Annotated in this window: 13 protein-coding genes and 2 pseudogenes; 3 read left to right on the plus strand and 12 right to left on the minus strand. The window is 58.6% G+C overall.

Features of this window, described 5'->3' with window-relative positions:
* Positions 1-119: 119 nt before the first annotated feature.
* The 3 genes from EM6_RS04300 (at position 120) to EM6_RS04310 (ending at position 1,570) form a co-directional block, all read left to right on the plus strand.
* Positions 120-740, plus strand: coding sequence for a DUF433 domain-containing protein (locus EM6_RS04300; protein ID WP_126420485.1), 621 nt, complete (start codon positions 120-122; stop codon positions 738-740).
* The gene (locus EM6_RS04305; protein WP_126420486.1) at positions 737-1,114 is read left to right on the plus strand and encodes a DUF5615 family PIN-like protein; all 378 of its coding nucleotides are present in this window, start codon (positions 737-739) and stop codon (positions 1,112-1,114) included. The genes EM6_RS04300 and EM6_RS04305 overlap by 4 nt, the downstream gene beginning before the upstream one ends.
* A 180-nt stretch (positions 1,115-1,294) precedes the next feature.
* On the plus strand, positions 1,295-1,570 hold the full coding sequence (locus EM6_RS04310) for an HU family DNA-binding protein (RefSeq protein WP_126420487.1): 276 nt from the start codon (positions 1,295-1,297) through the stop codon (positions 1,568-1,570).
* Between the two features lie 103 nt (positions 1,571-1,673).
* On the opposite strand, the gene EM6_RS04315 is transcribed toward EM6_RS04310, so the two are convergent.
* The 12 genes and pseudogenes from EM6_RS04315 to EM6_RS04365 form a co-directional block, all read right to left on the minus strand.
* Positions 1,674-2,117 (minus strand): MucR family transcriptional regulator, encoded by a 444-nt coding sequence (locus EM6_RS04315; RefSeq protein WP_126420488.1) that lies wholly within the window; start codon positions 2,115-2,117, stop codon positions 1,674-1,676.
* A 128-nt stretch (positions 2,118-2,245) separates the two neighbouring features.
* Positions 2,246-2,485 (minus strand): hypothetical protein, encoded by a 240-nt coding sequence (locus EM6_RS04320; RefSeq protein WP_232037090.1) that lies wholly within the window; start codon positions 2,483-2,485, stop codon positions 2,246-2,248.
* A 77-nt stretch (positions 2,486-2,562) separates the two neighbouring features.
* Positions 2,563-4,062: a DUF3363 domain-containing protein gene (locus tag EM6_RS04325; RefSeq protein ID WP_197723589.1), complete on the minus strand. Its 1,500-nt coding sequence runs from the start codon at positions 4,060-4,062 to the stop codon at positions 2,563-2,565.
* A complete protein-coding gene (locus EM6_RS17465; protein ID WP_197723590.1) occupies positions 4,063-4,422 on the minus strand; it encodes a hypothetical protein in 360 nt (119 codons plus the stop codon).
* A gap of 309 nt (positions 4,423-4,731) precedes the next feature.
* Positions 4,732-5,307 carry a lytic transglycosylase domain-containing protein gene (locus tag EM6_RS04330; RefSeq protein WP_126420489.1) on the minus strand — a complete coding sequence of 192 codons (576 nt, stop codon included), beginning with the start codon at positions 5,305-5,307 and terminating at the stop codon, positions 4,732-4,734.
* Complete coding sequence (locus tag EM6_RS04335; protein WP_126420490.1) at positions 5,304-5,831, minus strand: S26 family signal peptidase; 528 nt, start codon at positions 5,829-5,831, stop codon at positions 5,304-5,306. Before EM6_RS04335 ends, EM6_RS04330 begins: the two co-directional genes overlap by 4 nt.
* A complete protein-coding gene (locus EM6_RS04340) occupies positions 5,831-6,067 on the minus strand; it encodes a helix-turn-helix transcriptional regulator (RefSeq protein ID WP_126420491.1) in 237 nt (78 codons plus the stop codon). The genes EM6_RS04335 and EM6_RS04340 overlap by 1 nt, the downstream gene beginning before the upstream one ends.
* Positions 6,068-6,321: 254 nt before the next feature.
* A pseudogene (locus EM6_RS04345) lies at positions 6,322-7,272 on the minus strand (DUF932 domain-containing protein); the annotation flags it as partial.
* 186 nt (positions 7,273-7,458) lie between these two features.
* Positions 7,459-7,533, minus strand: a pseudogene (locus EM6_RS17730) (DUF736 domain-containing protein); the annotation flags it as partial.
* A gap of 242 nt (positions 7,534-7,775) precedes the next feature.
* Positions 7,776-10,316, minus strand: a complete 2,541-nt coding sequence (locus EM6_RS04355) for an MGH1-like glycoside hydrolase domain-containing protein (RefSeq protein ID WP_172961131.1) — start codon at positions 10,314-10,316, stop codon at positions 7,776-7,778.
* An 11-nt stretch (positions 10,317-10,327) separates the two neighbouring features.
* Positions 10,328-12,625, minus strand: a complete 2,298-nt coding sequence (locus tag EM6_RS04360) for a family 43 glycosylhydrolase (protein ID WP_232037093.1) — start codon at positions 12,623-12,625, stop codon at positions 10,328-10,330.
* A gap of 1 nt (position 12,626) precedes the next feature.
* The gene (locus EM6_RS04365; protein WP_232037130.1) at positions 12,627-13,409 is read right to left on the minus strand and encodes a hypothetical protein; all 783 of its coding nucleotides are present in this window, start codon (positions 13,407-13,409) and stop codon (positions 12,627-12,629) included.
* Positions 13,410-13,463 lie beyond the last annotated feature (54 nt).

Below are 13,463 nucleotides of genomic sequence, written 5' to 3' on the forward strand. Positions count from 1 at the left end.
CGGAGTTTTGTAAAGGGTATGACCGCTGAGGTTACTGAGAGGCCAGGCCATGTTTTAAACCCATTAGAATTTACTCAGCTCTCAATTCATGATAATTATCCTTCCATAGGAGAATAATTATGCCAGCGCTGTCCCGAACCTTTACCCCTGCCCAGGCTGCTGCCGTTACAGGTGTGGATGTAAAAGCGGTGCACAACGCAATCGACAAGCACATCGTGATTGCTCAATCCCGGCCGGGCATTGTGAAGTCGAAACGCATACTGTCTGATCTGGCAGTTCTGAAACTCAAACTCTGGAAAGAAGTCGGGGGCGCTTTAAGCCAGGAGCGAAGGCTTGCGCTCTTTGCAGAGATTGAGCGAGAGCCAAAGGTGAGAACGGTCAAGGCCGGTGACTATCTCATCGTCGACGTCGCGGCGGCTCGGAAGGAAATCGAGAAAGCCGTGAAGGACCTGACAGAGGCGGAATCGGACGTCACGGCAGATCCGGCCGTGTTGGGTGGTGAACCCGTCTTCAAAGACACGCGCATCCCTGTACGGCTTGTGGCCACCATGCTGCGCGACGGGGCGTCTGAGGCCGAACTCCTTGAGGGGTATCCGAAACTCAACGCGCGGCGGCTGGAACTGGCACGGGTCTGGGCGGCTGCGCATCCGGCCGTGGGGCGCCCCAAAAAGCTGCCGGACAGAAGCGGCACCCTCCGGTCCAGCGTGTCACTTGGAAAGCTGTCGGGCGTGGGCGCGTGAGGTTCCTGATCGACGAGTGTCTCCACACATCACTGGTAGAGGTGGCGCAGCAGGCTGGTCATCAGTGCGATCATGTCAACTGGCTCGGGCTCAGCGGCACCACGGACTGGGACCTCATGCCTCGGATTATCGAGGGCGACTATACCTTCGTCACCAACAACGCGGCCGATTTCCGACGTCTGTACCGCCGAGAACCCCTCCACGCGGGTCTGGTTATAATCATTCCGCAGGTCCCGCCTGCACGGCAACGCGAGCTCCTCGCGGCCCTATTGACTCACCTTGGTCCCGAGGGTCAGCTGGTAAACCAAGTCGTCGAGATTGTGATCGACGGCGATGAGGTGAGGCTCGAGGTTTACGACCTGCCTGAAGATTGACTACCCTCATAAACCAGAGCCCGATGACCACGTGGCTACATGTCTCCCTGCTCACCATCACCATCACCATCACCATCACCATCAAAGGCCCATTGGTTCCTCCAGTGGATACCTGACCAAGGGTATTGCCAATGCCTGTCCGGGAGGGCAAGTCAGGGACTTTCAATCGGAGACAGACCTATGAATACCTCTGACCTCATCGACAAAATCGCAACGGAACACGGCGTGACCAAGACGGCGGCCAAGGCCATCGTTGACACGATCTTTGGCAGCATCGTGGAAGCGGCCGTTCTAGGGCAGGAAGTCAACTTTCCGAGCTTCGGCAAGTTCAAGGTCCAGGATAAGCCCGCGCGCGAAGGGCGAAACCCGTCGACGGGTGCCACCATTCAGATCGCCGCCTCAAAGAAGCTGGTCTTCCAGCCGGGCAAGGCGGTCAAGGATCGCCTGAACGCGTAACCCCACCTCCAAACGGCAAAAGCCCCGGGATGTCCCCGGGGCTTTTCATAGGCATTGGCACGAGGGATGCCGCAAGACAGGCCCTCGAAACGATGCTCTGAGCCTATGCCTTCGCCCGACGCGCAGGCTTTGCTGCCACCTGAGACGCCGCCTTGCGTCCCCCTTGTCCCAGCCCGATTTGCTTGGCCAGATTGGACCGGGCCTCGGCATAGGCTGGGGCGACCATCGGGTAGTCTTTGGGAAGGTTCCACTTGGCTCGATATTCGTCGGGGGTCAGGTTGTATTTCGAGGCCAGATGGCGCTTCAGAGATTTGAAGCGACGACCATCTTCCAGACAGATAATGTAGTCCGCGCCAATCGACTTTTTTATGGAGACGGCGGGCGTCTTTGTTTCAGGTTCGGCAACGGGAGCAGATGCCAGACCGTTCAAAGCGACCGAGACGCTGTGTATCAGCTGCGGCAACTCGGCCGCAGGCACAGAATTATTGCTTACATAGGCCGTGACGATTTCAACGACGAGATTGGTCGTATCTGCTTTTTGTTCCAATGTCTGTTGCCCTATACCGTCTTCAAGACGATTACTGTTAAAGGTAGTGTCTGTGACCACTATCCTTTAGCCCGCTCTTCGTCAAAAGTCATGTTAGACACGTCAGGACCTCTGGCAAACGCGCCATCCTAGGCCTGGATCCGCACGACAATCAGATCAACAAGGTTGGCGCCCATGGCGGACGGGTGTGCGCGTGACCGAAAGCCCCGGCCTTGCGCGAACTGGTCGAGTTCTCGGGCCTGTCGGCTCCAGGTCGAAAGATCGCTGCGGCCATCAAAGAGACAGCTGTAATCGCCCGGATCACCCGACGCGATCGCTTCGCGTAACGCCTGGAGCGTCACTTCCTTGACGCGGGTCTGCATGGTCATCGGTCAATGCCTCTCAGGTTACAGTGTGCCACAACTGCAAGCGCGCGGCCACAAGGATCGTCCACGACAGGAGCGGGTTAATCGATTTCGAGGCCCCGCGCCCGGCCGATGGTCCAGTTAATCCCCCCTTCGCGCATCAGACCCGAGACTTCCTGCCCGATGTGTTTGTCGAGAACGGGCCGCCACGGCACAAGGGCGAAGTCTTTGGCCCGTTCGACCACGGCGTATTTCTCCGATTCCGTCGCGATGATTTCCCGCAGCCGTCCCTCCACCAGGCCGCCTCTCGGTACGGTGCGACAGGTCTTTCCGGTGATGGCCTCCAGACCCACGGCGACTTCGGTCATTTCCCGCTGATGCAAGGTCTTGAGAACAGACGGGTCCAGGGTCTCAGCCCCCGGACCCGTAACGGGCATCCAGAGCCCTTCCTCCAGCAGCCATTGACGTCGCGCCTGCAAGGCGGAGCGAAGCGCTTGTCCAAAGCCCGTGTGCGCATAGTCAGTAGACCGGCCTGTGACCCACTGACGGTCAAGCCAGGTCACGCCCTTATAGCTGACCAGTTTATCGAGGGTTCGTGACGCCTGTACCGTAATCGAAACCGGCGAGCGCGCCACGTCTTTGCGCTCATAAGCCAGGGCCTTATCGAGGTAGTCAGGGTCGATACGGAACCGACCGTCGGGCAGCCGGTCGATAGCCCCGGTCGTGCGGCGGATCGCCTCCAGACGCCGGGTATGGGTTTCGGCGAAAGACAGGCGGGCGGTGAGATCGAACCGCAGGTGCATCTCGGTCGTGTAGTAACCGCCATTGGCTTGCGCCACCGCGAGCACCGTTCGATCGACCTCCCGGATGTCCGGCTGGCGGGACGTCACCTGAAGGATCGCCTCTTTGGGCAGTGCCTCTGTCGCGGTGCCCTGCCCTATATCGACGAAATGGGTACGGCCATCAATGCCTTCCAGTATGACGTAGTGGCGATCGCTTTGTTCATCGAGGACCCCGCGCTCAATCAGGCGACCGGTCAGTGTGCCCGCGGACAGCGACGAGTCCGACGAAGGCAGATGCATCTGCGTCTCTGACAACGTCGCCTCTAACCCGCGGTCTGTCAGGGCGCGGTGCAGGGTTTTGATGATATCTCCCCGCTCTCCTATCTGGCGCAGCGTCGTCTCCATTTCAGGGTCAAGACGCCATCGCCCGCCCGACGCTCTTTCGGCCAGACCGAGTGCTTCCAGTTTGACCAGCCGTCCGGCACGGGCAGCCCTCATCACCGTGTCGCGGTGACCTCCCATAACATACCCCTGATCGTCGGCCTCGCGGCGGAGCTGGCGGTCGATAGAGGTCAGGCGTTCCTGACTGACCTCGACCTGCAGGGCCTGGGCGATTTCCCGCTCCGAGCGGGGTCCCAGATCGAGGCTGACCTGGGCCTGCACCCGCTCGCGAAACCCTTCGCTCAGATATTCGCGGGCGATCACCAGATCCCTGTCGCGATCATCGCGACCACGGACCACGATATGGGTGTGCGGATGGCCGGTGTTGAAATGGTCTACGGCCGCCCAGTCGAGCTTCGTTCCCAGATCGGCTTCCATCTATTGCATGACCTTACGGGTCAGCGGTTTGAGGTCGTCATAGAGGTGGGCGTCTTCTGGCGCGACGATGAAGCGGAACTGATGGCGATCCCCATCGCAGCGTCCCATGAACTCAGAGGCCTCTATGCGGTCGGCCTGCGGGCCGTAGAGGACGCCGCGCGCACCCTCGCGGGTGACGCCGTCGCGCTGAAGATAGGCGAGGTGTGCGGCCGCGGCGCGAAGGCCTTTCCCGGCCAGGCGAACAAACCGCGCCTTGACCACCACACGCCGGGCCGTTCGGCCTCGCGTGGTACCGGCGGTCAGGATCCGCCCGACGCCGGCGCCACGGCCATAGGTTCCACTGGTCTTTGTCGCCGCCATTCCTGCCCGCTTGACGCAACCGGCGCGCTGAACCGCACCGATCACGCTGGATCGGAAGGATTTGGGCGCTTTCGCCGTTTGGGACCGAATCCGCCCGAGTCTCGGTTCAAACCGTTCATCAGAGGTCATGTTTACGAGACTCCTCACCCAATGAAATCAAGCCCTTGCGCAACGACTATCTCTCCCTTTAGCCCCCTTATCTCCCGAATTTCCGATGTGCAGACAAAGACTTACCGTCACGAAGAGACGGTCTTTTATCTTGCCCCAAACCCACCCGTCTCTCGCCGAACCTCGTACGATCTCGCCCCGTCACGGTTCCCGCCCCTGGCCATCTTCGGCGGTGCGTTTTATCGCGAAAAGGCCCCTTTCGGAGGGGGTCAGGGAGGGAACGTCGGTGACCGGTGGCTGGTTTTCGGGGACAAGCTTTTTGAGATAGGCGCGCGTTTCGGCGGGCAGGGTTTCGCCCTTCAGACTGGCCGCATAGCGCGCGGGTCCGGCATTATAGGCGGCAAACAAACCGGGATAACCGAACTGATCGAACATGGCGCGCAAATAGGCGGTGCCGGCGAGAATGTTATCACGGGGATCATCCGGATCGGCCCCAAGGTTGTGGGTCATACGCATATCGGACCATGTGCCGGGCATCAATTGCATGAGGCCCATCGCGCCAACTTTCGAGCGGATCGGCTGTCCTTTCAGGTGGGTATGGCCGCCGCTTTCGGCCTGCATGACACGATAAATCCAGTCCTCGGGCACGCCGAAACGCTGCGAGGCCTCACGCACGGGTTCAGCCCAACGCTGGAGGGCGGATGAGGTTTGCGCATGGCTTTCCACCGGCGTCAGCATAAGACCCAGCGCGCTTAAAAGCGATTTCCAGCGGATCATAGGGGCCGCGCCTTTCCGATCACGTGGTCGAGGCTGACCGGCCCAAAATAGCGGCTGTCAAACGAGTCCGGCGCAGCCGTGTTGAGAAGAAACACCTCGTCTGAACGCAACTGCCGACAGCTCCGCCACCATGGCAAGGGCCGGTTCAACCGATCCCGCTCACGGCGCTTCGCCACCTGTTTTCCGTTGATCCGTATATCGGCGTCCATGGCACAGACCGCGTCTCCGCCAATCGCCGCCACGTGTTTGAGCACGGGAACCGTTGCGGGCACATAGCGCCTTTCATCAGCCAATTCACGGGCGGCCTGAGGCAGGCGCGCGACCACCAGATCACCCGTCTCCAGCTCTCGGACGGGTGCGACGAAATAGTGGCCGATCGGCACACTGGGACTGGCATTATAGATCAGCGAGGGCGGATTCTGTGGTTGCCCAGAGAGACCCAAACCGATCAGAGCACCAACGCTCAGACCAATAACCAGCCATCGTCTGCGGCTTAACCTCGTCGAAATCTTGGGGGCTTTCATTACACCCGCGCCTCGACAGGCACGTCGGTCTGGCCAGAGGCGCGCGACCAGCCGTCGATGTCGTCGATATGGTAGCGGACATAGCGGCCATGGCGGCGATAGACGGGCCCCTGCCCTTCGGCGCGAAACTTTTCGAGGGTCCTGCGTGACAGCCCCATATAGTGGGCGGCCTGATCGGTATTGAGAAACGGGCTGCCTTTTTTGGCGCTGGCAGCCCGCGCGTTTTCATCGGACATGGGATCGTTTCCTTGCGATAGAACAGCAAAACCACAGCGGTTTCGCCCCAAGGATGCGGCCCCGTAAGGGGTGTCGGGAGTGTCGAAATCCACTCCCCGCCGATCAGACTCCCCTCTGCCCAGCGGTCTCCATTGCCCTCCATCGACCTCGCGAGCCAGGCCGCAGGCATGGCGAGCCGCGGCCTCCGACACCCGCGGGACCCGGCCAAAAGAGAGGGACCGCGCGGCCCGAAAGACCGCGCGGCGGGGGCGCGTCAGAGGACCGCGGCCATCAGTTTTCGGGCCTTGGTTTCGAGGTCCAGACGGGCGTCCTGATGCGGTTTTGAGCGCGCCAGAGCGGTCAGGCCTTGCACAAAATCGAAGACGCTTTCGGGCTTTTTGCCTTCTTCATTGAGCACGGTTTCGATGATTTTGGCGGTTTCGGGTTTCGAGAAGCCGCGCTTTTTCAGGAAGTCTTCGCGGTCTTCATCGGTCTTTGCGACCACGGTTTCGCGCGCGGCCTTGATGCCTTCAATGAAGGCTGCGGGCGAGGAATTGGCAAACTTTGTAAGCGCCGGGGCGGCCTCCCACGCAAAGCGGCTGGCGGCATTTTTGCTGTGGCGAATGCTGATTTCCTGAAAGTTTTCGACGCCCCAGAGATTGCGGTTCTGGCACACGGCACGCAGATAAAACGAGGCAATCCCAAGCGTTTTTGAGCCCACTTCGGAATTCCACGCATAAAAGCCCCGGAAATATAGATCGGGCTCGCCATTAGGCAGACGCCCGGCTTCGATGGGGTGGGTGTCGTCGACGAGGAACAAAAACACGTCACGATCTGAGGCATAAAGCGTCGTGGTTTCCTTCGTCACATCGACAAAGGGATTGTGGGTCATCGTGCCCCAGTCCAGCACCCCGGGGACCTTCCAGCGCGTATCGCCCAGACCATTTCCGGCGATCTTTTGGACGGCCTGCACCAGTTCATAATCCCAGATGCGGCCATAGTCGGGTCCGGTAACGGCACGCAATTCAAGCCCACCGGGGTCGGTCTCAAGCGTCTTGATCAGTTCGGCGCGGTGGTTCAGCAGACCATGCTGTAGGTTAATGGCGGCCAGAGGGGCCGGGAGCTGGCGCAGATAGCCCGACGGTGCGCCAACCAGCCCGCACAACTGCCCAAATGATCAGTGTGTGGGGGCCGTCGGGGTGTCAGGTCCGGGGCAGACCAGAGCGAAATGACTTTGAGTGGAATCGCCATTTCGCTCTAAATTTTTGTTTTGTCGCGATGTTTTTGCGGAAAACCGTTCACACTTTTCCGCACATCGCTCTAGCCGCAGGCTCTCAACGTCGTCGCACTCGGCGATGACACGTACCGTGTCGGAGGCATTTTCGGAGCCGCCTTCGGTTTCGACGATCTTGGCCTTGAAGTTCAGCGAGACGGTCTTGATGGTGCCGGTAAAGCCGGTGTCGGATTTTTCAAACGTGCCGGGCATCGGGGCATCACTGTTCGCGGACGTTAAAACTCACGTCTGGGTCATCGTCTTTGCAGGCTGGTATAAGCTGAGGGCGTGCGCAAATACCAGACCCACGCCGGGGTCAGCGTCGTGGTGCATCCGAGGCCTCTGGAATTCGGTCTTCACCGTCTCAAAAACCTGGGCTGCACCACCCTTAGCTGCTCGTGCAGACCTTGAAAGAGGTCCGAATGCGCTTCACGATCACGCACATCTAAACCTTACTACGGATTGGTGAAGGCCATTAACTCCGTAACGCCTGTTCGCCCTTTACCGTCGTGCTTGAAGGTCACGCGGATTTTCTGCGTCTGCACAGGTTTTACGACCACTGTATTCATGGCCGAAGTCCTTGGTTTATCAGGCGACCTGGAAAGAACATCGAAAGGCTGCCAGGCCTGACCATCCCAATAACTAACCGTGTAGTTGGTGGGCGCGCGCACTGCGTCGGCATCGCCGAACAAATATAGCTCCAGCCTCGCTACCGTCTTGCTCGCCCCGAAATCAACGCTGACCCAGTCCTCGCTGTTTGGCGAGTCATACGCCGTCCAGCGGTTGCGTGAGTTGGAAGTGAACAGAACTTTTCCATCGTTGATCTCTTCTACCCGATCGAAGGGGGATGTGTAAGAGGCGGAGACTTTTGGAAAAGGCTGATTACCCGGATTATAGGCGAGGTCTTCTACTGGTGCGGTGGGCGCTGTGAGGGGAAGGCTTGCCCTGCCCCAGGCTTCAATTTCGGTAAGTCCGGTAAAGCCACCCTTAGCATGTGTGAATGAAACGCGGAATCGTTCGGCCTCAATAGTCTGACCAAACTGAACCCTATTGGGTTTGCGTCCCTGCGCCTTCTGCGGCCTGCGGGTTTCACCGGGAACGTTTCGCCATTGCGTTCCCGTCCAGTATTCCACCTTGTAGGCGGCCGGTGGAACTATACCCTTCTCATCATCAAGAAAGTACAGTGTCAGATAATCAACCGGGCGTTTGGCCCCGAGATTGAGAATGAGGGCATCTGATCGATTGGGAGACCCCTCGGTGGTCCAGCGATTGGCTGGCGCTTTAAGGTACCAGGCGGCTCCATCATTGAGTGTCTGAAGAGGTGTTTCTGGATTTGTGTAGGTCGCCCGGATATTAGGAAAGTAATGACCGTCATTGTTGACTGCGAAATTCACCCGATCATCTGTGACATTCTGTACGGATTGGGTTGCAGGCAGATCAACTTCGATTTTTTGCACTGTTGGACTGTGCGCGACCCGTGTTCCGTTGACAAAAAGACTAAGACCTGCCCCCCTACCGTAGCGCTTCCCGTCCTTATCCCAAACCAAGGAAACCAGATGTCCGTGGTAGGGTACATCGTCTATAGCGAAGTAATTCCAATCATCCGGAATGAGGGGATTGACCTCAAGGCGATTGTCGGCGCGCGGCCGCAGCCCAGCGAGCCCGGTGATGATCAGGTCCGGATATGAGGAATGGAAGTAATGTTCGCTATGGCCCGGCACGATCTGCCACTCACCCGTATCGGGATTATTGGCTTCGGCGATAAAAGGCTGACCATCTTTAAACTGAGATGTAATATAGGACTTCAGAACCTTATAGTAGTCTGCCTTTGTAACGACAGACTGCTGATAGTTGTTGAGAAGATTCGCCATGGCTTCCAGCGTCTGAGCCGTAGCGTAGGGCCATGACGTCCCACTCCATTCGCAACAGCGACGACTGATCCGGAAGAGCGGGTCATTGCGTTCGACCGACGTCAGACCGTAGCGGGCGTAAAAGCCTTCGGGATCAGTAACCCATTTCCAGGCTTCTTCATAACCTGGGTCCGGCAGGTTAAACTGCCATGGAATGTACCCGATGAGTTCTCTGCCATGCGGGTTTCCGGCAAACTTGCCGGTCTGGTAGGTCAATGTGCCTGCCTTGATCCCATCCTGTTCGTCATTAGCAAACATGTGGAAAAAGAACTTGCGCGATGGATCCCAGAGCCGCGCCTGGACTTGCGCTTTCAGATCAGCGGCTTTTTCGGCGAAAAGCTTAGCTGTGGGCTCATCGCCGGATAAGGCTGCGGCTTTCGAAATCGCCAGAGCATCGGCATACATATAACTGTTGAGTGTCGGGCGGAAACCTTCGGCCCCTCGGAACCAGTCAGGCGTTTGCCGCGAATTTATGTTGGTTTCCATACCGTCTTGCATGCCGTTCCAGACGAACATGCGCGCGTTCTGATCAAAACGCTCTTCCTCCCAACCGCGATAGTTGGTTTTCATGTCCTCCAGCATCGACAGGATGAAGGTCTTGTCACCCCAGGCTTCGAAAAGCCCCCACATGCTTGCACCGAACCAGTTAGAGTAGGCGCGAGGCAGTGCGCCGGGTGTGTTGTACCAGTAGCGTGCATAGTCGCGGGCCAGCCTTTGATCCCTTAACCAGCGAATGTCGGAGAACTGAAGCCCCAGGGGGCAACTGATAGCGCCGTAAGCTCCAGACCATCCCGGACGATCAATAAATTCTGTAAGGGTGTAACCCGTTTCAGGGGAGCCGTAGACCTTGTGTTTTGTGATCATGTCGTAGCGGTAGTAATAAACCGCGTTAAGGTCGGCGTCAGGTGTCTCCAAAAACGCGATGTTCGCCTTGTACCAATCTGTATCACGATTATCCAGAAAGCTCTGCGCGGCCAAAAGGGCGTCTTTATTCAGAATGCCGTTCACCATCGTCTCGGCGCATACCACCGGGGTTGCGAACGCACACATAACGGCAGCCGCAAGAGCTGAATTCCTGTATGACATCTGGAGCCCTTTCATTTCGTGCAGTTGGGGGTAGCTTGGTTTCTTGGGGCCTGCTGCGGCGGCACGATCATGTCCGGTGAAAGGGCTTCCCATTCGGTAATGCCCAAAGCGGCGTAGCTTTTGCCATCTGTAGAGGCGTCGAAAACCGCCCTAAGGCATCGCGTGGTTACAGGTTTGAACTGAATGTCTGAGAAGGTGCCGCTTTTCACGATGTAGCTTTGCGTGGCCGATACAGGTTTCCATTCCGTCTCGGTCCAGTATTCCAGATGCCATCCCGAAGGGGGCGCCACGCCCTCCCCCGAACCGGTTTGCCGGTCCCCCCAAAAGAACAGTCTGGAGCCGTTGAGGGTGACCGGTTCATCCCATTGGTATTGAATCCACGGGCGTTGCGCGTCGTTGCGACCCGTCCAGTTGGCCCACATGTCGGGCGGGAGTGGGGCTAACGGTGTACGACCATCGTTCAAAGCCCGCATACGGTATTGAACCGGAAGCGGCAGATTGCTGGCAGTAATTCGTGCTGTTAGAGCAAGGTTCGCTGTGGGGGTAGGATCTACCGGCCTGCGGGTCTGCGCTACTCTTTTGAGGGCCGGAGGGGAGACAGAGTCATCCCATTGCACTTCGTCAATCGCCACGCTGCGACGGAAATGGGTTCCGCCTTTGGCATCAGCATTGTGGTACGCCATGTACCATTTGTCTTTGAAGGGTACGATCCCGCCATGAGATGTCGCCGAGCTGACCGGATCAAGAAAAACACCCCGATAGGTCCAGGGCCCCAGCGGGTTTGACGACGTCGCGTAGGCCTGACAGGCATGGTAGACCGCTTCCGTGCATGGCGAAGCAGGCCCCGCATTGTTGGCGGCATAGTGCAGATAGTAGACACCTTTGCGCTTCATAATCCATGGCGCTTCAAAGAACCCCTGCAGGCGCATGTCCACAGGCGGTCCTTTTGGCGTTTTCATATCCGCCGCAAGTTCCATACCCCGCAACTGACCATGCGTACCCCAGTAAATGTATACGCGACCGTCATCATCGACCAGGACGGTTGGATCGATGTTTTGCATACTGTTTCGTACGGGCGCTTTTTGCGAGATGATCGGGCCCTCAGGGTGGATATCCTGCCACGGGCCCACTGGCGTGGGGGCCTTCGCAACGCCTATCCCGAAACAGTCACGGGCCCCGCAGTCCTTTTCCATAATCGGCGCATAGAGATAAAACTGCTTGTCTGGCCCCTGAACAATCTGCGAGGCCCAGGCACCGTCCTCGCGCGCCCAGCCGAAAATCTTCTCAGGTCGCAATAGATCAGGCAACACCGCCCAGGTCTTTGTCGCTGGATCCGAAGATACAAACATCTGCCAGCTCATCATCTGGAATCCGCCGCCATCCTCTGGCGCTTCGTCCCGACCCGCGAGGATGTAAAATACGCCGTCGGCGACCAGAGGTGCAGGATCGGCAGAGTAGCGGCTTCCATCCGAGATGATGGGATTATACTGAGGCCGAAGTAGAAGGGGTTCGGGCAAGTCCTGCGGATAGGGCGGTAGAATCACCGGCGGTTTAGGCGCTGGCTTTGCCCTGATCAGATCAGCATCAGGGAACATTGCAGGCACTTCAATGACGACATCGAACGCTCCTTCATTATCCGCGAGCACATCGTCATTTATGCCAAACTGGAGGGCGCGCGCGCCATCGGGAACCCGACCCTTCCACGCCTTTCCGACGGCGAAGGGACGCCCAACGACCTTACCTCCGGCATCGACAAACACCCCCATCAGTTCATTGAGATGAATAGGAAAGGCATCGGGATCGGCGTATTTGCTGGGAAACAGACGTCCGCTGCCGCCGGGATAATCGTCTGCGACGTAGTCTCGCTGCCCGTCAGGACCGAACCGGGGCCCATTCGGGAAGGTTGAGGCTTCGCCCGTTGCCGTGATGAGGATTTTCTGACCCGCCACAAGCTTCAGACCTTCCGCTTTTGCAGGAGCCTGCCCGTCGCCTGTCCCCTGAGGCATACTGGCATTAGGCGATTTCTCCCATGCCGAGGCCGTTGCAGGGACTTTGACGGTCATCTGACCCGCCCAGCACGTCGTTGCGCCCATGACGCTCAGAGCTACTGCGGTGGTCATAAACAGTTGGCTAGATCTCATATCCGCACGCTCCCATCTCGAGTGCTTACCCATTTTAAGCAACGCTTTTTTGTATATCGTATACGACATTGCGTTGAAATGAAAGGGGCGATATCTCAGAGTTTTTCGCTGAAGTGGATACCGGTTGGGCGAAAACGAGTCTGCAAATTGATGCAGGTGGGCATCCATTCTAGAAGACCTCGCCGTAGACTTGGCCACCGCTAAGTACCACCACCTCATGGCCATTCTTGCGGACGGCATTGCCCGGTGCTCCGCCTATACGGACCTGACTTTGTCCAGGCATTGCGGCATTGCCGCCCGCCCCGCCTGTAACGCCGCGATTTCCGCCGCCCCCGCCGCCGCCCGGCGAACCGGCGCGGCCTAAGGCGCCCGCTTCAAAAAAGCCGGTGTCAGACGCTCGCGCGCTACCGCCGAGGCCCGGATCTCCGTTGGGAAAACCACCCCCTCCACCGCTGCCACCTTGTCCTGCTGCGGCTTCGGCACCTGCACCGCCGCCCCCACCGCCCTTGATGGAGCCCCCTTTTAAGACCACTACCGTCATTGGGGTGTCGGCTACGACAGCGTCCCCTCCCCGCCCTCCCTCCGTCGGAACCGGGTCCCCGCCGTCACCGCCGCGCCCTCCGCCGCCGTAGACGTGACCGCGCACGAGCAGCCATATCTCAGCCGCTTCAGGCCATTGTCCACTAACCAAAGCCGGGCCTCCATCGCGGCGTCCTTTTTTGCCTCCCGCTACCCCCATGATCACCGTCCCGGCAGGCACTTCGAAAATGAAATCTGCCCTCGCCCCGCCATCATAACCGGCCTTATCGGCCATTTCCCTAAGGTTACCCGCAGACGTCACGGTGATGACTTTCGGATTGAAGTCAGGCTTGGTTTCAGGCATCTCATCGAGTGGCTTTACCTGCGCCAGCGAAGCACCCGCAGGCACACCAAGTGCAAATAGCAGGGCCATCAGGCCGCATTTCAAAACACGAGATTTCACCGTTTTCTCTCCCCATAAAAGCCT

Source organism: Asticcacaulis excentricus (genome assembly GCF_003966695.1).
GTDB lineage: Bacteria > Pseudomonadota > Alphaproteobacteria > Caulobacterales > Caulobacteraceae > Asticcacaulis > Asticcacaulis excentricus_A.